The following is a 22,576-nucleotide window of genomic DNA, read 5'->3' as shown; positions in this document are numbered from 1 at the left end:
AGAATCGAATAGCATCACCATACATTGGGAGGAAATAGAGATGGATCTACTGTCAAAAACTAGAAGAATTAACCGCATGCTGCAGAAGTCTGCTGGTCATGCCGTCAACTTCAATGAGATGGCGCAAGTATTGAGCGATGTGATTGAAGCAAATACGTTCGTAGTTAGCCGCAAAGGTAAACTGCTCGGTTTTGCTATCCATCAAGAAATGGACAATGCACGTATTCGTAAAATGTTGGAAGATCGCCGTTTTCCAGAAGACTACAGCCAAGGTTTGCTGAAAGTAGAAGAAACCTCTGCTAACCTGGATGTGGAGAGTCCGTATACCATTTTCCCAGTAGAAATGAAAGAAGTATTCCGCGCTGGTTGGACGACACTGGTTCCAATCATGGGTGGAGGCGATCGCTTGGGAACACTGATTCTGGGCCGCATTAACGATCAATTCGTAGATGATGACCTGATTTTGGCTGAAGTAGGGGCAACAGTGGTTGGGATGGAAATCTTGCGCGAGCGTTCTGAAGCGATTGAAGAAGAAGCACGCAGCAAAGCTGTCGTACAAATGGCTATCGGTTCCCTCTCTTACAGTGAACTGGAAGCGGTTGAACATATTTTTGAAGAGCTCGAAGGTAAAGAAGGCTTGCTGGTTGCCTCCAAAATTGCAGACCGTGTGGGAATCACTCGCTCGGTGATTGTAAACGCGCTTCGTAAACTGGAAAGTGCGGGTGTCATCGAATCTCGCTCTCTCGGTATGAAGGGTACATTCATTAAAGTGTTGAATGAAAAGCTCTTGCCAGAGTTGGAGAAGTTGAAAACCTCTTAAACACATATGGCTCAAAAGTTATAGTCTATTGAACAAAAGGTGTAGCTCAACATGGTGCTACACCTTTTTTCATGGGTAATTATACCTAATCCCAACAATTTCCGACAGAATCTTTAGAATCTAAAATACGAAAATATGAACATATTACCTTTCAAATATATGGGATTTTCCCATTTGCATTTGTAAAAAGTAGTAAAAAATCAGGAATTATCAGGGATTTAGTGCCATTGAATCATTTTGAAAATCGTCATGAAAAGGGGCTTTTTTCAGTATTACAGTTTTGCTATGATTGTTACGTATCTCAGATGTCGAATCTGGAAGAAATATAGCGTATCAGAGAAATGAAATGGAAACAGATGGGGGAGTAAGAAACGATGCTGGGAAGTTATCACCTGCAGGTCCTGGAGCGATCGATGGATGCTGCCAACTTACGACACAGAACGATCGCGAACAATCTAGCGAACATAGATACCCCACAATTTAAGAGCCAGCAAGTCGTTTTCGAAAATTACCTGCAGCAGGAATTAAGTGGCACTCTTGGTGGTCAAAACCTGGAAGCCTATCGGACCAGCTCAAAGCACATTCCTTTTGCAAATGCGGGGAGCTTTGCTCGACCGCAAATCGTTTCTAATCCGAACAACAACGTGCAAAACAACGGGAACGATGTCGATATGGAATCCGAACAGACCGAGCTGGCGAAAAACTACATTTGGTATAGCGGTCTAACTCAATTAACAACAGGTTCACTGCAAAAAATACGAAGCGTAATTGACGGCGGAGGGAAATAGGTTATGAATCTCTTTCAGGGAATCAACACGAGTGCTTCAGCGCTAACAGCCAATCGGCTGCGCCTGGACACAGTGGCTTCCAACGTTGCAAACGCAGAGACAACAAGAGCAAACTTCGTGAATGGCGTATGGCAACCTTACAAGCGTAAAATGGTAGAGCTTTCCCCCAAGTCCAGTGAGTCGTTCGACAATTTGCTGCAAGCGGCTGTTGGGAACATCGCCGGAAAAAATGGGGATAACGGTGTCAGAGTAACAGCGATCAAGGAAGACGAAACACCGTTTAAACGTGTGTTCGATCCCGAGCATCCGGATGCCGACCAAGATGGGTACGTACTCATGCCGAATGTGGACATGATGAAGGAAATGGTAGATATGATTTCTGCTTCCCGATCGTACGAGGCGAATCTCACGGTATTGAATGTATCGAAAAGCATGATGATGAAAGCCTTGGAAATCAGGTAGAAGGGGAGCATGTAATCGATGGATATTCAGTCACTTTCTCAAGTTAGTCCGATTCAGACGGCAAGCGTGAACAAGCTGCAAACGCCAGCTCAGGTAACCAAAGATTTCGGATCCTTCTTATCGGATGCGTTGAATCAAGTCAATCAAGCACAAGTAGATTCCGCCATTTTGGGTGACAAGTTTGCGGCTGGAGAAATCGAAAGTATTGATCAGGTTACGGTAGCGGGTTTAAAAGCTACGAACATGTTGCAGATGACCTTACAGGTACGTAACAAGGTGATCGAGTCCTATCAAGAAATCATGCGCATGTCGATATGATTTGTTGTTGGTATCCTGTGAGAGGTGAATCATGAACGAACGTATGGCAGTACTCAGAGAACAGCTTACGTCAAAATGGACGCAGTTTTCCAAAAAGCAAAAATGGATGATCGCAGGAATCTCGCTGTTTCTGCTCATCTCACTTGGTCTATACATATACATAGCTTCACAGCCGGTGTACACACCACTATACAACCAGCGACTGAGTGAACAAGAAATAGGAACAATCAAACAGGAATTAGAAAGCCAAAAAATTCCTTACAGAATTACGGGAAATGGAACAGGCATTGAGGTTCCAGAGAAAATGGCGCAGGATGTCATCGTGGATCTGGCCGCTCAGGGAATCCCGAGCGAAGCGGGGATCAATTCGGAGATCTTCTCCAATACGTTGGGGGTTACTGATCGACAGTTCGATGTCATGAAAAAAGAAGCCTTGCAACAAGAGCTGCGCAAGATGCTGGAACGGGTGAAAGGTGTACGAGCTGCACAAGTCATGATTACTCTACCGCAAGAGAGTGTCTGGGTGACGGAAACACCTGAAACAGCAACGGCTTCTGTCATCGTAGATGTAGAACCTGGTACGACACTCGATCAAAAGCAAATTAACTCGCTGTATCTGCTTGTTTCGCGAAGTGTTCCCAAGCTCCCGATGGATGCAATCGCCATTACGGACCAATATTCCAATCCTTTAGAACGAGCGGAAGCAAATGAAAACGAAGGAACGCTCAGTGGTTTTAAACAGCAGGAACAGATTAAAGCTGAAGTAGAAAAAACCATGCAGCAAAACTTGTACAACCTGCTCGGCACGATCATGGGTAGAGACAAGGTGATTGTCCACACGTTTATCAAAATGAATTTTGACAAGGAAAATCGTGTAGAGAATCTGGTAGAAGCACCTGATAAAGAAAACAACGAAGGCCTTATTATTTCCTCGCAAAAATTATCCAAAACATTTTCCGGACAAGGCGCACCTCCGGGGGGAGTTGCAGGAACGGGAGCAAGTGCTGTTCCAAGCTATCCTGCTAGTACGCCAACAGGCAGCAATAGTGATTACGAAGAGTTGAATGATACCATTAACCGGGAAGTCAACCGGATTACTCGAAATGTAACGATGAGTCCTTACAAAATCGAGGACGTAACGATTAACGTAGGTGTTGAGCCGCCAGCAGGTGGCACGTTGGATGATGCAACGATCGAGAGCATCAAACAGGTTTTGCGAAATGTCGTTCGTGTGACCTTGAGCAATCAAGGTGTTGAATTGACAGAAGAAGAGTTGGACAAGCATATTTCAGTCCTGCCACGTCAATTCTCTGGAAAAGTAGCTGTTGAAGACTCCAATTCTCTGAGCCCAGCTGTCCTTTGGACTGTCGGCGGTATTGCTGTATTGGCACTCGCAGCTGTTGCATTCCTCGTACTGCGCAGACGCAAACAAGCTAGACAGCAAGAAGAAGAAGTCTCAGATCTCTTATCGCCTTCCCAACCTTCGGAAATCCCGGATCTGATTTACCAAGAAGATGGAGATCAAGTCGTCGTCAGGAAGCAGTTGGAAAAATTGGCGCGAAGCAAACCGGATGAGTTTGTTGTCCTGCTTCGTACATGGCTAGCAGAAGATTAAGGAGTGAAAGGTATGGCTCGCGGCGCAAAAGAGTTGACTGGACGACAGAAGGCGGCTATCCTTCTCATCTCACTCGGGCCGGAAATCTCCGCCCAGGTGTTTAAGCACTTGCGTGAAGATGAGATCGAGCAGCTGACATTGGAAATTGCCAATGTACGAAAAGTAGATACGGACGAAAAAGATAAAATCTTATCTGAATTTCATCAAATAGCAGTTGCAAAAGAAGTCATCGCACAAGGCGGGATCACGTACGCCAAAGAAATTTTGCAAAAAGCACTTGGCGAGACGAAAGCGATGGATATTATCAATCGCCTTACAGCCAACCTACAAGTCAGACCGTTCGATTTTGCCAGAAAAGCAGACCCTGGTCAAATTCTAAATTTCATCCAGAATGAACATCCGCAGACTATTGCTTTAGTACTGTCATACTTGGAAGCTCAACAGGCTGCCATGATCTTGTCAGCATTACCACAAGAACGTCAGGCAGAGGTGGCAAAACGTATTGCCATGATGGACAGTACATCTCCGGAAGTAATCGCACAAGTGGAGCAAGTACTGGAGCAAAAGCTATCCGCTACCGTTACTCAAGATTACACGCAGGCCGGCGGTATCGAAGCAATTGTTGCAGTTCTCAATGGTGTAGACCGAGGTACCGAGCGCACGATCCTGGATTCCTTGGAGATTCAAGATCCCGAGTTGGCAGAAGAAATCAAGAAGCGTATGTTCGTGTTCGAGGACATTGCTACTTTGGACAACCGTTCCATCCAACGGGTTATCCGGGATGTGGAAAACGCCGATCTCCAGCTTTCGCTCAAAGTGGCGAGCGAGGAAGTGCGGGAAGTCATTTTCCGGAACATGTCCAAACGGATGGCAGATACGTTCAAAGAAGAAATGGAATTCATGGGGCCCGTTCGACTTCGCGACGTCGAAGAAGCACAATCTCGTATCGTGGCCATTATCCGTCGCTTAGAGGAGGCTGGTGAGATCATCATCGCTCGCGGTGGAGGAGATGATATCATTGTCTAGGATCATCAAGGCCTCTTTTTATCAGCCTTCTGACGATTCTGTCCTCCTTGCGGTAACGCCTGCACCCCTAAAGACGGAATCAGATCCAGAAAGGTTGCAAGAAAATCAAAAAATTTTAAATCATGCTGAGGCAGAAGCGCAAATCATCATACAGGACGCGGAAGAAACCGCTCAAAAAATATTGCAGCAAGCAGCAGAACAAGCCGAACAAACGAAGCAGCAGGCCCTGACTGAGATTGAGCAATGGTGGGAGCAAAAAAGGATGGAGGCAGCAGCCTTATTCCAGGAAGTTCACGAGCAGGCGTCTCGTGAAGGGCATGACAGCGGATATGAAACGGGAAAGCAGATCGCACGCGAAGAAGAGACAGAAGCTGTCGGACAAGCTCGCAAGGTGCTAGAGCAAGCATTCTCCCAAAAGCAGCAGATTATCGCGGAGGCGGAACCGTTTTTAGTAGAGCTTAGCATGGAAGTTGCCAAGAAAGTCATTACGACCGAGCTGCAGCAGTCGCCTGATCATGTGCTGGAGATAGCAAAAAAAGTTCTTCGCCGCTCTCGGGTTCACGGACACATTACCGTTTGTGTAAACCACAAACACTTCGATTATTTGCAGGAGCATCGTGCGCAAATGCTCGAGCTGCTGGATGGTCAAGCGGAATTGTCCGTCTATCCCGATTACACCGTTCAGGACGGTGGATGCGTGATTCGAACGCCACTCGGAAGTGTAGATGCACGAATCGATACCCAACTGACAGAGATCAAGCAGGCGTTGCTTGAAATTGCTCGAGGAAGTGAAGCGCCATGAGTATTCTCGACTTATCGAAGTACAGACAAGCGCTCGTCGGAATCGATCCGATGCGAGTGAACGGAAAAGTGACACAAGTAGTCGGGCTCACTATCGAGTCGCAAGGGCCAGAAGTAAAGCTCGGCGAAATCTGTCATTTGTACCCAAGCAATAGTCAGGAGCCTATTATCGCAGAGGTTGTGGGCTTTCGAGAAAACAAGGTACTGCTGATGCCGTTAGGGGAACTTACTGCGATTGGTCCTGGCTGCGATGTTGTTGCCACGGGTCGCTCTTTGGAAGTGAAGGTAGGGCCGGAGATTTTGGGGTCGATCCTAGATGGCCTCGGACGTCCGTTTCAAGGCTCGCTCCCCTTTGGACTTTCCACGTACCCGACAAACAACATGCCGCCCAATCCCATTCTGCGTCCACGAATTAAGGAAGCACTTAGTGTAGGGGTCAGAGCGATTGACGGACTACTTACGATCGGGAAAGGTCAGCGTGTGGGGATCTTCGCAGGATCCGGTGTAGGGAAAAGTACCCTGATGGGGATGATTGCGAGAAATACAACGGCTGATATCAATGTCATCGGACTGATCGGGGAACGTGGACGCGAGGTTATGGAGTTTATTGAACGAGACCTCGGGGAAGAAGGACTAGAGAAGTCGGTAGTAGTGGTAGCCACTTCTGATCAGCCTGCGATGATCAGGATCAAGGGAGCGATGATTGCAACGTCGATTGCAGAATACTTCCGGGACCGGGGCATGAACGTCATGTTGATGATGGACTCCGTTACACGATTTGCCATGGCGCAGCGTGAAGTCGGGCTTGCAATCGGTGAGCCGCCGGCAACGCGTGGTTACACCCCTTCCGTTTTTGCCATGCTGCCAAAGCTGATGGAGCGGGCAGGAACAGCAGATCGCGGAAGCATTACCGCATTTTACACCGTTCTCGTAGATTCAGATGATATGAATGATCCGATAGCAGATGCTGCGCGCGGTATTTTGGATGGACACATCGTACTGGATCGTAAAATCGCACAAAAAGGGCATTTCCCTGCGATTGATGTACTCGCCAGCGTAAGTCGGGTCATGACAGAGATCGTCAGTGACGACCATATGGAAGCTGCCAGACAGCTGAAAAGACATTTGGCCACCTACAGTGATGCGGAAGACTTGATCAATATCGGTGCGTACAAACCAGGAACCAATCGAGAAATCGATGCTGCGATACGCTACCGGGATATTATCCGCGATTTTACGGCACAGGGGACTCACGAGCCATCCACGATTCAGAGTGCCATCAAAGCATTGACCGCACATTTCGGAGGAGTGAACTAGCGTGAAAGTGTTTCAGTTTCATCTCCAAAAAGTTCTGGATCTGAAGGAAAAGGAGAAGGAGCAGGCGGAGTGGGCATTCGGGAAATCGGTTCAGCGGAAAAACGAAGAAGAAGGGAAGCTGTACCGATTGCATGAGCACCACGATGAAATGTCACTGCTTCTTCAGGAAGCACAGACGCAAACCTGCAGCGCTGCGCAGCTCATCGAGATTACGCATTACAAGCAAGCCGTTGAGCGCTCCATCACCAATCAGCAACGGACCTTGCATGGATGTGAGCAGGATGTAGAGCGCTGCCAGTCACGATTAACAGAGAGAATGAAAGAAACGCAGCTGTGGCAGCGTCTGCGAGAAAAATCCCTCATTCAATATATGGATGCGGAAAAGATGAGGGAGCAAAAAGAGTTGGATGAGATCGGCACCCAGCTCTATCTGCGGCGAAGCAACTGAGGGAGGTACCAGATGGAAGAAATCCAAGAAGAACGGGAGTACGGCAAGTGGGAATGGTTTTTTTACATGATTGTCATTCCTGCGCTGTTTGCTAGCCTCCTTGGCGGTGTGCTTCTCAGCTTGCTGGGGGTCAACGTGCTGGGGAATGTTCTCCATTGGGCCAAATCCGTACCGTACGTGGAAAAGCTAGTCCCGGACGAATATGCAGCGGCTCCCGGCTCTGATCCCAAAGAAGAGTTAACCAAGCAGGTTTCCACTCTGCAAACGGATCAGGTGAAAAGTCAGCAAGCTGTTTCTTCATTAAAGGAAGAAACAGCGAAGAAAGATTCGACAATCCAAGCATTGGAAAAGCAAGTCGATGATCTGAAAAAGATGATGGAAAGCAAACGAGCCACAGAAGAGGAACGTCAGCAGCAGTTTGCAGACTTGGCAAAAGTGTATACGACGATGTCTGCGAAAAATGCAGCAGCCATTATCGAAAACCTTAGCGTAGAGGAAGCAGTCACTGTGATGACCAAAATGAAGGCTGCACAGCGTGCCGATATTTTGGCGAAGATGGAACCAAAGAAAGCGGCGGACATTTCCATCATGCTCAAAGATTCTGTAGTCAACAAGGACGCGGATATCGCAGCACTGCAAGAGAGAGTGCAAGTCCTGACACAAGCTTTGAGCGCTACCAAAAATGAGTCTTCGAATAACGCGGGGACAAAAGAATCATTGATCAATTCATTTGCTCAAATGCCTCCGGCTGATTCAGCTGCTGTGATTCGCTCGCTCATGCAGACGAATAAATCGAGAGCCATTTCGATTTTGTCCGAGATGCCTGAGGATAAACGGGCACAAACACTTGCGGCGATTGCTCAGGAAGACAAGAAAAAAGATGACAACCTAGCAGCCCGCATTACTGAGGAGTTGCTTCGATAATAGACAGGTAACACTGCTCGATTATCGTTTCTATAGCAACAAACCAAAATAGGGGAGGTGAATGAGATGAATGTAGCAAGTGTGACGACTCCAATAGGAGCTTCCGGTACAGTGACTGCGACGACAGGAGCAGCTACAGGAAGTGCAGGGATCGGTGAGCTGTTCTCCATGCAAATGGTACAGGCCCTGCAAAATATGCCGGCAGCAGAGGAGCTTGCATTGGCGCCTGAGGGCCTGAGTGAGGAAGACATGGATGCGCTGCAAGAATTAATGGCACTGCTCGCCCAAATGCTAGCTTCCGGTCAGCATTCCCAAGAAGAGCTTGAGCCGAAGCTGGAAGAAAAAGCAGGAGCGATTGATCAGCTTTTGCAAAAAGCACAAGGCCAACTGCCGCAAATTCCTGAGAACTGGAAGCAGCTGCTCGCGAAGCTGACTGAAGGCGAACCAGCATCTGCTGAACTGGAGAAATTAACTGCTCTGCTGGCAGACCTGAAAGCTCAAAAAAGCGATCAGGATTCAGGGAAAAAAAGTCCGTTGCTCACTCGCTCTGATGTAGTTACGAGCAGTAGCAACGCACAGCAGGATGTAAATAAAAACATCCAGCCATTGCGCTTCCATCAAGGTCTTTCTGCTTATAAAGCAGAAGCCGGCATTCAGTCTCAAACCGTACAGTCTGCAGCGCAAGGCTCGAACCTGACGAATCAGGACGGAAATGAGGATGGCGGACTGCCGTTTACAACAGCACAAGGTCCGGTGACAACTGCAAACCAATTGCAATCGAACCAGACCATTGGGCAACCATCTGTACCTACGCATCATGTTCATGCCAATCAGTTAACCCAGCAAGTAACGCAAATTTTTGTAAAGCAAATGCAGCTGACACAAATGAATGGCGTTCATGAAGCGAAGCTGATCTTGAATCCGCAGTCTTTGGGACAAGTTGATGTAACGATTACCTCCCATAACGGGGTCATCACTGCTCACTTCTCTGCTGAGACCCAGGCAGGCAAAGATATGCTCGACAACCAGCTGTCACAGCTGCGTGCAGCTTTGACTCAACAGGGATTGCAAGTAGACCGCTTGGAAGTGAACCAACAGCAGGAAACAGCCTTTAGCTTCCAGCAGCAACGAGAGCAGGCAAGACAACAGCAGAATAACAGCAACCAGCAGGAAGAGCAGGAAGAGCAGGAATTCGCCTTAGATGCTCTGGTAGACAACAATGAATCGACAGAATCGTTATGGAATCGCCTCCGTGAATCCGCACGAGGCATCGACGATATCGTCTAGGAATGGAATAAAGGAGGAAGCGCGATGAATCCCTTTCATGTATCGCAGACCTATTTCCCTCCGAAAACGAATCACGTCACCAAACCCACTGCCCAGATCGCTCAGGGAAGCGGCAAATCGTTTCAGCAGTTTTTGACGGAGTCGCTGGGGTCGCAAGCCAAAACGCAGCCCCTAGGCATTAGCCAGCACGCTGTTAATCGACTGAAGGAACGGGGGATAACGCTCGATGCCCCTCAAATGGAACGTCTGGAAACAGCCGTACAAAAGGCGGCTTCCAAAGGAGCCAAAGAATCTCTCATTCTGATGGATAATGTGGCCTACGTCGTGAGCATCGTAAATCGGAAGATCATTACCGCTGTCGACGATGGAAGCATGAAGGACAATGTGTTTACCAATATCGATAGTGCTATCTTCGTGTAGTGATGGCAGCAATGGGCTGGACCTCACGCGAGGAAGCCCAAAGGTTACTGACCGACTGAGGTAACCGAACTTATGTAGAGGAGGAAACAGATTATGCTTCGTTCCATGTACTCGGGTATTTCTGGCTTGCGTGGCTTCCAAACAAAAATGGACGTAATCGGAAATAACATCGCAAACGTGAATACCGTCGGCTTTAAAAAAGGCCGTGTTATGTTTCAAGATATTTTGAGCCAAAACATCCAGGGTGCGGGTGCACCAACGGATGACGGAAAAGGCGGAACCAACCCGACGCAAATTGGTCTGGGTGCTTCCATTGGCTCGATTGACACTGTATTTTCCGCTGGTAGCCCAATGACGACCAACCTCCCAACGGATTTGTCCATTGAGGGTGACGCGTTCTTCATGGTAAGCCCTGATGACGGTGCAACCATGTACTACACGCGTGCGGGTAACTTCACGCGCGATGCGCAAGGGTTCCTGGTGAACTCCCAAGGCATGAAGCTGATGAACTCCGATGGGGCGGCTATCCAGATCAGCCAAGCGGACGGAATCGTTTCCTATTCGATCGGGAAAGACGGCGTAATTACCACGGTGGACGATACAGGTGCTCTTGCTTCTGATAACACTGTCGGCCTGATGACGTTCAACAACCCAGGCGGTCTGAAGAAGGTTGGAAACTCGCTTTATGAAAACACCGTAAACGCAGGTGCCCGTGATGACGATCCACTGACTCCTACTACGGCTACAGATGCAAGAGTGAGTGTGATCGCAGGTCAGCTGGAAATGTCCAATGTGGATTTGTCTGAAGAGTTCACCGAGATGATCGTGGCACAGCGTGGCTTCCAAGCAAACTCGCGGATCATCACGACTTCTGACACGCTGTTGGAAGAACTGGTTAACCTGAAACGATAATTGGTTCTAAAGGATGAGTGAGGGAAGGAATCGTTCTTTCCCTCCTCCCTACCCGAAAGGAGCAGCCAATGATCAAATTAACTCGTTTTAACGGGAACACTTTTTATCTCAATATCACTCATATCGAGACGGTAGAGGCTACTCCCGATACGGTGATTACTCTGTTCAACGACAGGAAGTACATCGTCAAAGATTCGGCAGAGTCAATCGCTGAACGTGTCCAAGCCTTTTATCAAAACGTTCATCCGGTAAGCAGTGCACCTAAAATGCCGGACGATGTAAATGAATAGCGGGAGGCTTTGCGATGTTTCAAAATCGGTTGTTTAACATGGCTCTAATTATTATCATCGCGATATCGCTTCTGGGAGTTATCTCTTTCGTGCTCTGGCAGACGTATCTCTCCCCAGCGGCACAAACGACTAGCGGAGCAGAGAAGCAATTAGAACCGTTGTCAGCAAAGGAAATGCAGGAATACTCGGTGGATACAGGTGAAATTACCACGAACCTGCTGACGAATAATTACATGATTGTTCGCTTCACAATTACCGCAGACAATTCCGATGCCAAAGAGGAACTGGAACAGCGCATGCCGCAGATCAATCAGGTCATCATTAAAACATTGGCAGGTTTAAGTCCAGAAGATATCAAAGGCACTGAAGGCGTCAACAAGCTGGAAGCCAAAATTATGAATGAAATCAGCTCCCTGATGCAAGAAGGTAAAATCGTCCAAGTCGTGACGACCAAACGCGTCTTGTCCTAAGGAAGCGATGCAGGTATACATAGCAAGGAGGTGACGATATATGGCCGAGGTTCTCTCACAAAGTGAGATTGATGCCTTGTTGGCGGCACTCTCATCAGGAGAAATGGATGCCAACGAGCTGAAAAAAGAAGAGACTGAGCGCAAAGTAAAAGTATATGACTTTAAACGAGCTCTGCGTTTTTCCAAAGATCAAATCCGTGGCTTGACCCGGATTCATGAAAACTACGCCCGATTGTTGACGACGTATTTTTCCGCTCAGCTCCGTACCTTCGTGCAAATTACGGTTGCCTCCGTCGATCAATTGCCGTACGACGAGTTTATTCGTTCCATTCCCAAAATGACCATTCTCAACATCTTTGAAGCACCGCCGCTGGAAGGTCGTATGGTCCTGGAAGTGAACCCAAACATCGCTTATACCATGCTCGATCGTCTCCTTGGGGGGCAGGGCGCGATCCCGGAAAAAATGGGGGCTCTTACGGAAATTGAAACAACGGTGATGGAGCGTGTGTTTGGCAAAGCGCTAGATACATTCCACGAGGCATGGAAACAGATTATTGAGCTGGATCCGTATCAGGAAGGGCTTGAGATGAACCCGCAGTTCATGCAGATCGTCTCACCAAACGAGATTGTGGTGGTCATTTCGTTCAGTACCAAAATCGGCGATACCACGGGCATGATCAACCTTTGCTTGCCACACGTGGTACTCGAACCAATCATGACCAAGCTGTCTGGACAGTACTGGTTCTCGAAGCAGAAAAAGACACGTGATGAGGAAGAACGGTTGCGTGTTGAGGAACGTGTGAAGACTGCAAAGCTGCCGATTATCGCAGAGATGGGAACGGCTTCGATTTCGGTACACGATTTCCTGCAGCTGCAGACAGGCGATGTGATTCAGTTGGATCAATCCTTGGATAGCAAGCTGAAGATCAAGATCGGCAATACGCTGAAATTCCTCGGACAGCCAGGAACCATGAAAGGGAAAGTGGCTGTTCAGATTGATGAAGTCATAGAGGAGGGGGAGGAACACAATGAGTAGAGACATGCTTTCTCAGGACGAGATTGACGCGCTGCTTCGCGCGAACAACTTGGTTGAGGATGAAGAGGAAGCGATTTCGGCTGTGACACAGGATGTTGCCGAATATCTTTCCCCATTTGAACAGGACGCGCTTGGGGAGATCGGAAATATTTCCTTCGGTAGTGCAGCCACGGCACTCTCCACTTTGCTGAGCCAGAAAGTGGATATCACAACCCCGACCGTTTCGGTCGTCAACGTGAACGAGCTGGAAGGCGAATTTCCAATTCCACATGTAGCTGTGCACGTGGAATATACAGACGGCTTTAAAGGAATAAACCTGTTGGTCATTCGCATGGAGGATGCAGCCGTCATCGCCGATTTGATGATGGGTGGAGAAGGACGACCTGAAAATACGGATCTTTCCGAGCTCCACATCAGTGCGGTGCAAGAGGCAATGAACCAAATGATGGGCTCGGCAGCGACCTCGATGTCGACGATCTTTAACCAGTTCATCAATATTACTCCTCCTGGCATTGACGTGATGGATCTGGCGCAAGGAAAAGGTGGCGACAGCTTCAGCGAAGATGACAGCCCGCTTGTGAAAGTCTCTTTCCGCTTGAAAGTGGGCGAGCATGGAGAACTCATCGATTCAAACATTATGCAGCTCTTGCCACTGTCTTTTGCGAAAAAGATGATCGACAAACTAGTTGGCGGAACAGATGAAGAGGTAGCAGCGGCTGCGGCTGCGATCGAGATGCCAAGCGCACAGACGATCACACATGCTGCAGCAGCTGCGTCGATAGCAGCCGCTCCTACCCAACCAGAACCGGCCTATGTGCCTCCAGCAGCGCCACAGCAGCCTATGTATGAGCAGCCGCCAATGGGCTATGCACCACCACCCATGTACGCGCAACCAATGGGGTATCCAGGACAACCGCCCGTATACCCGGATCCGTACGCACAGCACGCAGGATACGCGGCGTACCCGCCTGCTTATCCACCAACGCCAGTAGCGCCGACACCTCAGCATTTTGGTAGCCCTGCTGCCAACCATGCAAACGTGAAACCAGCGCAGTTTGCGCCACTTGGAGGTGCCCCAATGGCATCGGGTGAAGAGCAAAATCTGAACCTGCTGCTCGATATTCCTCTGCAAGTGACAGTCGAACTCGGACGCACCAAGAAATTAATCAGAGAAATCCTTGACTTGTCCGCTGGATCAATTATACAGTTGGACAAGCTGGCAGGTGAGCATGTCGACATTTTGGTAAACAACAAGTTGATTGCCAAAGGGGAAGTAGTCGTTATTGACGAAAACTTCGGTGTTCGTGTCACAGATATCATCAGTCAGTTCGATCGTGTACAAAAATTACAATAACGAAATCAACAGTGAAGCATTGGGAGGAGCCTATCATGTCAAACAAAGTATTAATCGTGGATGATGCAGCGTTCATGCGTATGATGATCAAGGAGATTCTGTCGAAAAATGGCTACAGCGTAGTTGGGGAAGCAAGTGACGGCGCTCAAGCAATTGAAAAATACAAAGAGCTCGGTCCTGACCTGGTTACCATGGACATCACGATGCCTGAAATGGATGGGATCGCTGCGTTGAAGGAAATCAAGAAGCTCGATCCGAACGCGCGTGTCATCATGTGCTCCGCAATGGGTCAGCAAGCCATGGTTATTGATGCGATTCAGGCGGGCGCAAAAGACTTTATCGTGAAGCCATTCCAGGCAGATCGCGTGCTGGAAGCGATCAAAAAGACCTTGAGCTAATGAGGACCATCCGGAATGCAGGGACAAGGCTTATATGGGTTTGTTGTCTCATCATGCTGCTTGTCGCCTCGCTTCCTGTTGTAGCATCGGCTGAAGGTACTGTAGCGGATTCCTACAATCAGGGGAATGCACCAAAGAGCAATGCGTCCGCCGGCGGCGAACAGCCGGCGGCCATTCCGGGCAGTGGAAATACGAGTATGTGGGGATATTTGATTCAGGTCATATTCTCGCTTGGATTTATCGCTGTGCTCATTTACTTCTTGCTCCGCTTTTTGGGCAAAAGACAAATCGGACAAAATCATGGGCCAATCAAGGTCATATCTGCAGCTGCATTGGGAAATGGGAAGACGATGCAAGTCGTGATGATTGGCGAGTCTTTGTACATCGTCGGAGTTGGCGATAATGTGCAATTGCTCCGAATGATTGAACCAGGCGAAGAAGTAGATCTTATCCTGTCAGACGCAGAGATTAAGCCGCTTGCAACTTCCTTTTCTCTCCCATGGCTGAGATTCGGGAAAAAGAAGCAGGTGGACGAAGAAATTCTTTATACATCAGAAGTGGACGGTCAAACATTTCAAGACCTGCTGAATGGTCAGTGGAACCAGGTGAATAAACGGCCGGTCCAATCAGATGTATGGACCAAAGAGGACGCTCAGGACAGAGGGGACCTAAAATGAAACATGTATGGCAGGTGCTCGTGATTGCCGCAGTGCTGCTCGCTTTACCGCAAATCGTGCTGGCAGCTCCCGCGGGAACACCGCTTGTTCCGAGCATTGATCTGAAGATTGGCGGCGGAGCGGGAACGCCTCAAGAAACATCCTCGGCGATTCAACTCTTGCTGATTTTGACGGTATTATCGGTAGCACCCGCAATCTTGCTGCTGATGACAAGCTTTACTCGGATTGTCATTGTGTTGTCCTTTGTTCGCAATGCGCTAGCAACGCAGCAAATGCCCCCCAATCAGGTGCTGATAGCTCTGGCTCTGTTTATGACCTTCTTTATCATGGCGCCTACGCTGGGGAAAGTGAACGAGACGGCTGTACAGCCTTTCATGCAGGGGAAACTCACCCAGCAGCAAGCGTTTGATACAGCGGTCGTGCCTTTTAAGGAGTTCATGGCAAAGCAGACGAGGGAAAAGGACTTGGCGCTCTTTATGGAATATACCAAGACTGAACGCCCCAAGACGATCCAAGACATACCGCTGAGCGCACTGGTGCCAGCATACGCGATCAGTGAGCTGAAGACAGCCTTTCAAATTGGATTTATGATCTTTATTCCGTTTCTTGTGATTGACATGGTTATCTCCAGTATTTTGATGGGGATGGGGATGATGATGCTTCCGCCAGTCATGATTTCCTTGCCATTTAAAATCTTGCTCTTCATTATGGTGGATGGCTGGTATCTGGTTGTGAAATCACTTTTGATCAGTTTTTAGGAAATCCCAAAGGGTTCGAGGAGGTAGAGCATGACACAAGAATTATTGATGCAGGTTGCCCAAAGCTCGGTATATACCATCCTGCTGCTTGCTGCGCCCGCCCTGGGGGTTGCCTTGCTGGTCGGCTTGCTCGTCAGCGTCTTTCAGGCAACGACGCAAATTCAGGAACAGACGCTAGCCTTTATCCCCAAAATCTTGGCAGTGTTCATTACACTGCTGGCTGTAGGGCCATGGATGCTTCGGGTCATGCTGGATTTCACAACAGGGATCTTTGGAAACCTCCATCGATTTGTCGGGTAGCCCATGAATCTTTTTTTCACGTACCTTCCCATCTTTTTATTGGTTTTTGTAAGAATGAGCGCCTTTTTCGTAGCGGCTCCCTTCTTTTCCATCAAAGGAGTACCGAATCAGTTCAAGATCGCACTAGCCTTTCTCATGGCTGTCATCAGCTTTCAGTTCATTCCCGTACAGGGGCAGCAGGTCGCAATGGATCTTACCTTCCTCCTACATGTTTGTAAAGAAGCGCTGGTAGGAGTGATCCTCGGATACATTTGCGAAATGATGTTTGTCGCGATTCAAGTGGCTGGTGGACTTATGGATATGCAGATGGGATTGGCGATGGCAAACGTCATTGATCCGAAAACAGGTGCCTACATACCTATCACAGGTAATTTCAAGAACATACTGGCTGTACTATACTTTTTCAGCATCAATGGTCACCACATGCTGATCCGCGGAATCATCAAAAGCTACGAAGCCATCCCGATAGAAGCGACCTGGGCGGCATTTGGCAGCGAGCAGGTAATGATGACCGCCGTAAAAGTCTTTTCCAACATGTTTCTGAGTGCGTTTATGATGGCAGCACCTATTGTCGTCGCCTTGTTTCTCGTAGACGTCTCTCTTGGAATTATCGCCAAATCGGTACCACAATTTAATATTTTTGTCGTTGGTTTGCCACTTAAATTGCTTGCAGGATTTTTGTTGTTGATCGTGGTGATGCCCGCCTTTTTGCTGACATTAAACGGATTATTTGAGAGTATGTTCCGGGCACTCGCAGAAATGATGAAATTGCTCGGAGGCACACCATGAAAAGGATCAGCTTTCGTTATTCGGTAGACTTGCAGTTTTTTAACGGGGAAAAAACGGAAAAAGCGACCCCGAAGAAAAAGGATGATGCTCGGAAAAAAGGACAAGTGGCAAAGAGCCAGGATTTGTCCCCGGCCATCGCTTTGACAGCTTTTTTCTTTCTCTTAATCATGCTGGGCTCGAGCATGTTGACGATCTTTCAAAACATCATGAAAGAGTCACTGATCACGTACACGGGCTGGCAGTTAAATGAAGAGAATCTGAAAATCATGGTTTCCCAGCTAGCATTTGAAGCCATCAAGATCGTAGGTCCTGTCCTGGGTGTATCGATGCTGGTCGCTTTTACAGTGAACTTTATGCAGGTGGGCTGGTTAATCTCTACGGAACCACTTCAGATGAAACTGGAAAAGCTGAATCCCATTGAGGGTGCAAAACGGATTTTTTCATTGCGATCAATCGTAGAGCTGTTGAAATCATTATTAAAAATCGGTGCCGGTATCTATGTAGCATACTCGATTTTATGGAGCACCAAAGAGCAGGTGGTGCAGCTTTCTCTGAAGTCTTTGGGCACGGTACTGTCCTTTACGGCAGGAGAGGTCGCCAAGCTCGGAATCTACCTAGGGCTCTTGTTGTTCGTTTTAGCAATTTTGGACTATGCCTATCAACGCTATGAGTACGAAAAGAATCTGCGGATGTCCAAGCAAGACTTAAAAGACGAACATAAGCAGGCTGAAGGGGACCCGCTGATTAAAGGGAAGATTCGTGAGCGTCAACGCAGCATGGCCATCCGGCGCATGATGCAAGAGCTGCCGAAAGCGGATGTCATTATTACCAACCCGACGCACTTTGCCGTTGCCATCCGTTATGATGCGAGTGCGATGAGTGCTCCTACGGTGGTAGCCAAAGGGCAAGACTACCTTGCTTTAAAAATCAGAGAAGTGGCAAAAAAACACCGGATCGTTACGATGGAAAACAAGCCCTTGGCCAGGGCTCTCTATAGTCAGGTTGAAATCGGACAACAAATTCCCGAAGATTTGTTTAAAGCGGTAGCGGAGGTTCTCGCGTACGTGTACAAGCTGCAGGGGAAATTGAAATAAGAGAAAGGAGGATGAACCGTGGGATTCAAATTCAAAGAGATAGGTACGATTCTTTTCGTCATAAGCATTGTAGTCATGATGGTGATCCCACTCCCTTCTGGACTGCTTGACTTGCTCTTGATTCTAAATATCTCCCTTGCGTTGACCATTTTGCTCGTGTCCATGTACACCAAGGAAACGCTTGAGTTTTCCATTTTCCCCACAGTCCTGCTCATTACTACGCTGTTTCGTTTGGCACTGAATGTCTCCACAACGAGGAACATTCTCTCTCATGGAGAAGGCGGCAAGGTGATTGAAACCTTTGGGGATTTTGTCGTTGGTGGTAATCAAGTCGTAGGTTTCGTCGTTTTCCTGATCCTCATCATTATCCAGTTCATCGTTATTACCAAAGGTTCCGAACGTGTGGCAGAGGTTGCGGCGCGCTTTACGTTGGATGCCATGCCCGGTAAGCAAATGAGTATTGACGCGGATTTGAATGCAGGGATGATTACTGAAGCAGATGCACGAGCTAGAAGGAAAAAAATTGAAAATGAAGCAGACTTTTACGGAGCGATGGATGGTGCCAGCAAATTCGTAAAAGGGGACGCCATTGCGGGAATCATCATCTTTATCGTTAATATTATCGGCGGCTTCATCATCGGGATGCTCGTTCATGATATGGACTTTGCCGAATCTGCTTCCAAATTTACGCAGATGTCGGTCGGGGATGCGCTTGTAAGCCAGATTCCGGCTCTGCTGATTTCGACTGCTGCAGGTATCATCGTGACCCGTTCTACTTCCGGAGAGGGCTTGGGCGATGACATCGTCAAGCAGATGTTCAGCTTCCCACGATTGCTGTACATCGTTTCCGGCTGCATATTCCTTTTGGGATTGTTTACGCCAATCGGTTTGCTGCCAGTCCTGCCCGTTGCAGGGATCATGGGGTTTGCCGGGTGGAAATTGAACAAAAAACAAAAGATGGATCTGCTCGAAACGCAAGACAAAGTGGAAGAGCAGCAGATCGAGGAAGTACGCAGTCCAGAAAGCGTTGTCAACCTGCTGCAGGTGGACCCGATCGAATTCGAATTTGGTTACGGACTCATCCCATTGGCAGATGTGAAACAGGGCGGTGACCTGCTCGATCGCGTCATCATGATTCGAAGGCAGATTGCCTTGGAAATGGGAATCGTGGTTCCGGTCATCCGCATTCGCGACAACATCCAGTTGAGACCGAACGAATACATGATCAAAATCAAAGGCAATCAAGTAGCGAAAGGGGAAATCATGCTGGATCACTACCTGGCAATGAGCCCCGGCTTTGAAGATGATTCCGTCGTGGGGATTGAAACCGTGGAACCTGCGTTTGGATTGCCTGCATTATGGGTAACAGAAGAGAATAAGGAGATTGCCGAGCTCTCTGGATACACGGTAGTCGACCCGCCTTCTGTAGTGGCTACTCACTTGACCGAAATCATCAAACGTCATGCGCACGAACTGCTGGGCCGTCAGGAAACGCGTGCGTTGATCGACAATGTGAGGGAAACCGCTCCCGTATTGGTGGATGAGCTGGTCCCAGGATCGCTTTCGATTGGGGATATACAAAAGGTATTGCAAAAGCTGTTGCGGGAAAAAGTATCCGTGCGCAACCTGAATATTATCCTCGAAGCTTTGGCAGACCACGCTCTTTATACCAAAGACACAGATATTTTGACCGAATACGTCAGACAAGCGATGTCGAGACAAATTACGCTTCAGTATACGGAGCCTGGACAGCCTTTGCGTGTACTGACTGCCGGAGCCGGTTTGGAAAAAGTCATCTCGGAGCGTGTCGAACAATCAGAGCAAGGCAGCTATCTGGCGATGGATCCAGAGACATCGCAAAGAATTTACCAAACGATGTCGGCAGAGGTAGGAAAGATGATCAACTCCGGACAACAGCCGATCCTCCTTTCTTCTCCAGCTACACGTATGTACTTGCGTCAATTGCTCGATCGGATGATGCCGGATGTTCCCGTTTTGTCATACAGCGAGCTGGAGCCACATGTTGAAGTGCAAAGCGTAGGGATGGTGAATATTTCGTGAGAGTGAAACGTTACATAGTCGATTCAATGCCGGAAGCTCTAGAAAAAATCAGAGTGGACTTGGGCAAGGATGCTGTCATTTTAAATTCCAAGTCTGTGAAAACAGGCGGCCTGTTTGGAATGTTTGGCAAGATGAAAATAGAAGTGATTGCCGCAGTAGATGAAAAAGCCTCTTCTAATGAAGCAAGTCAGGGGCCGGCTATGAATCGACAAATGGACGCTGCACCTCGCGCGCAATTCGGTACAGGCGCATATACCGCCAAGCAAGCGTATCGAAAAGCTTTACCGAAAGCAGAAAATGCTGTTGCCGTACAAGAACGCGAGCCGTCTCCATCAGAGTCTCCAGAGGTGCTGGTGCAGCGAGAGACAAAGCCAGCCGCCGCCGTCATGGATGCGATCAAGCAGCAGCCGTATCCGAGCTTGCCAGTCACCCAGCCAATGGAAACGGTATCGGCAAGTACGGCTGGTGCAGATGCCCTTGCGAGTGAAGTGCGTGATATGCGCCAAATGTTTCAGAAGCTGCTCGTGAATGATTTGAGTCAGCAGCTTCCTGTGGCCATCCAAAATATACGGAGCAGGCTGCTGGAACAAGGGGTAACAGAAGATGTCACCGCCACCATACTTGCTAAGCTGATGGAGGGTGTGCCAACTGCCAGTGAATGGCATGAGGCAGATGCACGCATCGCAGCTCGTGAGATCGTGTCTGGTATAGTGGCAGCGAATCAGCAGCTACCATTGAAGCTGGAGAGAACGGTGAAGTACGCATTTTTCTTTGGTCCAACAGGTGTCGGTAAAACGACGACCATCGCAAAGCTCGCCGCCGATAGCATGCTTAAAGAAAAGCGAAAGATTGGGTTTATCACAGCGGATACGTATCGTATGGCTGCTGTAGAGCAGCTCAAAACATACGCAAATATTTTGAACGTACCACTGGAAGTCGTGTTTCAGCCAAAAGAAATGGCTGCGGCGATGGAGCGTTTGAGTGATTGCGACCTGATTTTTGTAGATACGGCTGGACGCAACTTCCGCAACGATGAATATGTACAGGGCATTAGGCAGCTTGTCGATCATGGAACGAACAGCGTTAATTACCTGGTGCTCAGCCTGACGTCAAAGTATCAGGACATGAAAGCAATTGTTCAAAATTTCGTGGATGTGCCGAACAAGCAAGTGATCTTTACGAAAGCAGACGAAACGCAAAGCTTTGGTAACATGTTGAATGTGTCTCAGGAGATGAAGCTCCCATTCTCCTACATCACGACAGGACAAAATGTGCCAGATGATATTGTAGTGGCGACTCCTTCGCTCGTTTCATCCATGGTAGTAGGAGATTGAGTCGATGCGCGATCAAGCCGAACAACTTCGACAACGAATACAGCAGAGCACACAGAAGCGCCCGACGAAGCTGGTTACGGTCACGAGCGGTAAAGGCGGAGTAGGGAAGTCGAATTTCAGTCTCAATTTTGGTCTCGGATTGATTGAGAGAGGACATAAGGCCGTTTTATTCGATGTCGATCTAGGTCTGGCCAATTTGGATGTATTGATGGGTATTTCGCCTAAAAAGCATCTGTTCCATCTGCTCGAACCGGATACGACCGTGTGGGACATTATGGAAATGGGCCCGGGCCATTTGGAATTTATTGCAGGCGGATCAGGTTTTACCCAGATCATGCAGCTGGATGATGAAAAGCTGGACTTGCTCTTCAACCGCCTTGAACCGCTTCAAGGGTATGCCGATACCATCATTTTCGATACAGGAGCGGGTTTATCCAAAGAGTCCTTGCATTTTATGCTCTCTTCGGATGAAGTCATTGTCGTTACCACACCAGAGCCTCCCGCGATTACGGATGCCTACGCGGTGATTAAGATGCTGCATTCCCGAAATCCTGCTGTCAGGATCCGCTTGGTCATCAATCGAGTGGTCAATGAGCGAGAAGGGAAAATGACTGCTGACAAGTTAGCGATGGTAGCCAAGCGTTTTCTAAATCTGGAGATTCAAGCGCTAGGATTTGTATCGGATGATTCGCATGTTACCAAAGCAGTAAAGCAGCAGCGTCCTTTTCTACTTACATATCCGCAATCGCATGCCTCGCGGAGCATTCGGAGGTTGGTTGGGCAGTATCTGCAAAGCTCAGCACAATCAGATACCCCGGCGAATGGTCTAAAAGGATTTTTTGCGAAGCTGAAACACTTCATACGATAGAGCAACAGG

At 48.3% G+C, this 22,576-nt stretch carries 26 protein-coding genes; all 26 read left to right on the top strand.

Annotated features, from left to right (window positions below; translation table 11 throughout):
* Positions 1 to 40 precede the first annotated feature (40 nt).
* The 26 genes from codY (at position 41) to ACLIN2_RS17890 (ending at position 22,567) form a co-directional block, all read left to right on the top strand.
* Positions 41 to 820, top strand: coding sequence for a GTP-sensing pleiotropic transcriptional regulator CodY (gene codY, locus ACLIN2_RS18015; protein WP_092266652.1), 780 nt, complete (start codon positions 41 to 43; stop codon positions 818 to 820).
* Between the two features lie 374 nt (positions 821 to 1,194).
* Positions 1,195 to 1,608 (top strand): flagellar basal body rod protein FlgB, encoded by a 414-nt coding sequence (gene flgB, locus ACLIN2_RS18010; RefSeq protein WP_092266653.1) that lies wholly within the window; start codon positions 1,195 to 1,197, stop codon positions 1,606 to 1,608.
* A gap of 3 nt (positions 1,609 to 1,611) precedes the next feature.
* Positions 1,612 to 2,070, top strand: coding sequence for a flagellar basal body rod protein FlgC (flgC, locus tag ACLIN2_RS18005; RefSeq protein ID WP_092266654.1), 459 nt, complete (start codon positions 1,612 to 1,614; stop codon positions 2,068 to 2,070).
* A gap of 18 nt (positions 2,071 to 2,088) precedes the next feature.
* Entirely contained in the window at positions 2,089 to 2,388 is a 300-nt protein-coding gene (gene fliE / locus ACLIN2_RS18000) for a flagellar hook-basal body complex protein FliE (RefSeq protein WP_092266655.1), read from the top strand.
* A 31-nt stretch (positions 2,389 to 2,419) separates the two neighbouring features.
* Complete coding sequence (fliF, locus tag ACLIN2_RS17995) at positions 2,420 to 4,003, top strand: flagellar basal-body MS-ring/collar protein FliF (RefSeq protein ID WP_092266656.1); 1,584 nt, start codon at positions 2,420 to 2,422, stop codon at positions 4,001 to 4,003.
* A 12-nt stretch (positions 4,004 to 4,015) separates the two neighbouring features.
* Complete coding sequence (fliG, locus tag ACLIN2_RS17990) at positions 4,016 to 5,029, top strand: flagellar motor switch protein FliG (protein WP_092266657.1); 1,014 nt, start codon at positions 4,016 to 4,018, stop codon at positions 5,027 to 5,029.
* Positions 5,013 to 5,831, top strand: coding sequence for a FliH/SctL family protein (locus ACLIN2_RS17985; RefSeq protein WP_092266658.1), 819 nt, complete (start codon positions 5,013 to 5,015; stop codon positions 5,829 to 5,831). Before fliG ends, ACLIN2_RS17985 begins: the two co-directional genes overlap by 17 nt.
* On the top strand, positions 5,828 to 7,147 hold the full coding sequence (gene fliI / locus ACLIN2_RS17980) for a flagellar protein export ATPase FliI (RefSeq protein WP_411501736.1): 1,320 nt from the start codon (positions 5,828 to 5,830) through the stop codon (positions 7,145 to 7,147). The genes ACLIN2_RS17985 and fliI overlap by 4 nt, the downstream gene beginning before the upstream one ends.
* Position 7,148: 1 nt before the next feature.
* Positions 7,149 to 7,595 (top strand): flagellar export protein FliJ, encoded by a 447-nt coding sequence (fliJ, locus tag ACLIN2_RS17975; RefSeq protein ID WP_092266660.1) that lies wholly within the window; start codon positions 7,149 to 7,151, stop codon positions 7,593 to 7,595.
* Between the two features lie 12 nt (positions 7,596 to 7,607).
* A complete protein-coding gene (locus ACLIN2_RS17970; RefSeq protein WP_310230371.1) occupies positions 7,608 to 8,519 on the top strand; it encodes a MotE family protein in 912 nt (303 codons plus the stop codon).
* Positions 8,520 to 8,585: 66 nt separating this feature from the next.
* Positions 8,586 to 9,806 carry a flagellar hook-length control protein FliK gene (locus ACLIN2_RS17965; RefSeq protein ID WP_411501735.1) on the top strand — a complete coding sequence of 407 codons (1,221 nt, stop codon included), beginning with the start codon at positions 8,586 to 8,588 and terminating at the stop codon, positions 9,804 to 9,806.
* A 24-nt stretch (positions 9,807 to 9,830) separates the two neighbouring features.
* Positions 9,831 to 10,226 (top strand): TIGR02530 family flagellar biosynthesis protein, encoded by a 396-nt coding sequence (locus ACLIN2_RS17960; protein ID WP_092266663.1) that lies wholly within the window; start codon positions 9,831 to 9,833, stop codon positions 10,224 to 10,226.
* Positions 10,227 to 10,319: 93 nt separating this feature from the next.
* Positions 10,320 to 11,138: a flagellar basal body rod protein FlgG gene (gene flgG, locus ACLIN2_RS17955; protein WP_092266664.1), complete on the top strand. Its 819-nt coding sequence runs from the start codon at positions 10,320 to 10,322 to the stop codon at positions 11,136 to 11,138.
* A gap of 68 nt (positions 11,139 to 11,206) precedes the next feature.
* Positions 11,207 to 11,428 (top strand): flagellar FlbD family protein, encoded by a 222-nt coding sequence (locus tag ACLIN2_RS17950; protein WP_092266665.1) that lies wholly within the window; start codon positions 11,207 to 11,209, stop codon positions 11,426 to 11,428.
* Positions 11,429 to 11,442: 14 nt separating this feature from the next.
* Positions 11,443 to 11,898, top strand: a complete 456-nt coding sequence (locus ACLIN2_RS17945; protein ID WP_327928772.1) for a flagellar basal body-associated FliL family protein — start codon at positions 11,443 to 11,445, stop codon at positions 11,896 to 11,898.
* Between the two features lie 40 nt (positions 11,899 to 11,938).
* Entirely contained in the window at positions 11,939 to 12,934 is a 996-nt protein-coding gene (gene fliM, locus ACLIN2_RS17940; protein WP_092266667.1) for a flagellar motor switch protein FliM, read from the top strand.
* Positions 12,927 to 14,288 (top strand): flagellar motor switch phosphatase FliY, encoded by a 1,362-nt coding sequence (fliY, locus tag ACLIN2_RS17935; RefSeq protein ID WP_310230378.1) that lies wholly within the window; start codon positions 12,927 to 12,929, stop codon positions 14,286 to 14,288. The genes fliM and fliY overlap by 8 nt, the downstream gene beginning before the upstream one ends.
* Before the next feature lie 35 nt (positions 14,289 to 14,323).
* Positions 14,324 to 14,686 (top strand): response regulator, encoded by a 363-nt coding sequence (locus ACLIN2_RS17930; protein ID WP_055746983.1) that lies wholly within the window; start codon positions 14,324 to 14,326, stop codon positions 14,684 to 14,686.
* Positions 14,687 to 14,739: 53 nt separating this feature from the next.
* On the top strand, positions 14,740 to 15,363 hold the full coding sequence (locus tag ACLIN2_RS17925; protein ID WP_411501734.1) for a flagellar biosynthetic protein FliO: 624 nt from the start codon (positions 14,740 to 14,742) through the stop codon (positions 15,361 to 15,363).
* Positions 15,360 to 16,121 (top strand): flagellar type III secretion system pore protein FliP, encoded by a 762-nt coding sequence (gene fliP, locus ACLIN2_RS17920; protein WP_092266670.1) that lies wholly within the window; start codon positions 15,360 to 15,362, stop codon positions 16,119 to 16,121. Before ACLIN2_RS17925 ends, fliP begins: the two co-directional genes overlap by 4 nt.
* A gap of 30 nt (positions 16,122 to 16,151) precedes the next feature.
* Positions 16,152 to 16,421 (top strand): flagellar biosynthesis protein FliQ, encoded by a 270-nt coding sequence (gene fliQ, locus ACLIN2_RS17915; RefSeq protein ID WP_092266671.1) that lies wholly within the window; start codon positions 16,152 to 16,154, stop codon positions 16,419 to 16,421.
* A 3-nt stretch (positions 16,422 to 16,424) separates the two neighbouring features.
* Positions 16,425 to 17,210 carry a flagellar biosynthetic protein FliR gene (fliR, locus tag ACLIN2_RS17910; RefSeq protein ID WP_092266672.1) on the top strand — a complete coding sequence of 262 codons (786 nt, stop codon included), beginning with the start codon at positions 16,425 to 16,427 and terminating at the stop codon, positions 17,208 to 17,210.
* The gene (gene flhB, locus ACLIN2_RS17905; protein WP_092266673.1) at positions 17,207 to 18,304 is read left to right on the top strand and encodes a flagellar biosynthesis protein FlhB; all 1,098 of its coding nucleotides are present in this window, start codon (positions 17,207 to 17,209) and stop codon (positions 18,302 to 18,304) included. The genes fliR and flhB overlap by 4 nt, the downstream gene beginning before the upstream one ends.
* Positions 18,305 to 18,322: 18 nt before the next feature.
* On the top strand, positions 18,323 to 20,365 hold the full coding sequence (gene flhA / locus ACLIN2_RS17900; RefSeq protein WP_411501733.1) for a flagellar biosynthesis protein FlhA: 2,043 nt from the start codon (positions 18,323 to 18,325) through the stop codon (positions 20,363 to 20,365).
* On the top strand, positions 20,362 to 21,699 hold the full coding sequence (flhF, locus tag ACLIN2_RS17895; RefSeq protein WP_411501732.1) for a flagellar biosynthesis protein FlhF: 1,338 nt from the start codon (positions 20,362 to 20,364) through the stop codon (positions 21,697 to 21,699). The genes flhA and flhF overlap by 4 nt, the downstream gene beginning before the upstream one ends.
* Before the next feature lie 4 nt (positions 21,700 to 21,703).
* Positions 21,704 to 22,567: a MinD/ParA family protein gene (locus ACLIN2_RS17890; RefSeq protein WP_411501731.1), complete on the top strand. Its 864-nt coding sequence runs from the start codon at positions 21,704 to 21,706 to the stop codon at positions 22,565 to 22,567.
* Positions 22,568 to 22,576: the final 9 nt, after the last annotated feature.

This window comes from Brevibacillus centrosporus (assembly GCF_046622605.1).
Classification (GTDB): domain Bacteria; phylum Bacillota; class Bacilli; order Brevibacillales; family Brevibacillaceae; genus Brevibacillus; species Brevibacillus centrosporus.
The sequence above is the reverse complement of the archived record's forward strand: the minus strand, read 5'-3'. Positions and strand labels throughout refer to the sequence as shown.

Bases quoted from the DNA above. Each gene is read 5' to 3' on its own strand.
- codY (WP_092266652.1), top strand. From the start codon at position 41: ATGGATCTACTGTCAAAAACTAGAAGAATTAACCGCATGCTGCAGAAG.
- flgB (WP_092266653.1), top strand. From the start codon at position 1,195: ATGCTGGGAAGTTATCACCTGCAGGTCCTGGAGCGATCGATGGATGCT.
- flgC (WP_092266654.1), top strand. From the start codon at position 1,612: ATGAATCTCTTTCAGGGAATCAACACGAGTGCTTCAGCGCTAACAGCC.
- fliE (WP_092266655.1), top strand. From the start codon at position 2,089: ATGGATATTCAGTCACTTTCTCAAGTTAGTCCGATTCAGACGGCAAGC.
- fliF (WP_092266656.1), top strand. From the start codon at position 2,420: ATGAACGAACGTATGGCAGTACTCAGAGAACAGCTTACGTCAAAATGG.
- fliG (WP_092266657.1), top strand. From the start codon at position 4,016: ATGGCTCGCGGCGCAAAAGAGTTGACTGGACGACAGAAGGCGGCTATC.
- ACLIN2_RS17985 (WP_092266658.1), top strand. From the start codon at position 5,013: ATGATATCATTGTCTAGGATCATCAAGGCCTCTTTTTATCAGCCTTCT.
- fliI (WP_411501736.1), top strand. From the start codon at position 5,828: ATGAGTATTCTCGACTTATCGAAGTACAGACAAGCGCTCGTCGGAATC.
- ACLIN2_RS17970 (WP_310230371.1), top strand. From the start codon at position 7,608: ATGGAAGAAATCCAAGAAGAACGGGAGTACGGCAAGTGGGAATGGTTT.
- ACLIN2_RS17965 (WP_411501735.1), top strand. From the start codon at position 8,586: ATGAATGTAGCAAGTGTGACGACTCCAATAGGAGCTTCCGGTACAGTG.
- ACLIN2_RS17960 (WP_092266663.1), top strand. From the start codon at position 9,831: ATGAATCCCTTTCATGTATCGCAGACCTATTTCCCTCCGAAAACGAAT.
- flgG (WP_092266664.1), top strand. From the start codon at position 10,320: ATGCTTCGTTCCATGTACTCGGGTATTTCTGGCTTGCGTGGCTTCCAA.
- ACLIN2_RS17950 (WP_092266665.1), top strand. From the start codon at position 11,207: ATGATCAAATTAACTCGTTTTAACGGGAACACTTTTTATCTCAATATC.
- ACLIN2_RS17945 (WP_327928772.1), top strand. From the start codon at position 11,443: ATGTTTCAAAATCGGTTGTTTAACATGGCTCTAATTATTATCATCGCG.
- fliM (WP_092266667.1), top strand. From the start codon at position 11,939: ATGGCCGAGGTTCTCTCACAAAGTGAGATTGATGCCTTGTTGGCGGCA.
- fliY (WP_310230378.1), top strand. From the start codon at position 12,927: ATGAGTAGAGACATGCTTTCTCAGGACGAGATTGACGCGCTGCTTCGC.
- ACLIN2_RS17930 (WP_055746983.1), top strand. From the start codon at position 14,324: ATGTCAAACAAAGTATTAATCGTGGATGATGCAGCGTTCATGCGTATG.
- ACLIN2_RS17925 (WP_411501734.1), top strand. From the start codon at position 14,740: ATGCTGCTTGTCGCCTCGCTTCCTGTTGTAGCATCGGCTGAAGGTACT.
- fliP (WP_092266670.1), top strand. From the start codon at position 15,360: ATGAAACATGTATGGCAGGTGCTCGTGATTGCCGCAGTGCTGCTCGCT.
- fliQ (WP_092266671.1), top strand. From the start codon at position 16,152: ATGACACAAGAATTATTGATGCAGGTTGCCCAAAGCTCGGTATATACC.
- fliR (WP_092266672.1), top strand. From the start codon at position 16,425: ATGAATCTTTTTTTCACGTACCTTCCCATCTTTTTATTGGTTTTTGTA.
- flhB (WP_092266673.1), top strand. From the start codon at position 17,207: ATGAAAAGGATCAGCTTTCGTTATTCGGTAGACTTGCAGTTTTTTAAC.
- ACLIN2_RS17890 (WP_411501731.1), top strand. From the start codon at position 21,704: ATGCGCGATCAAGCCGAACAACTTCGACAACGAATACAGCAGAGCACA.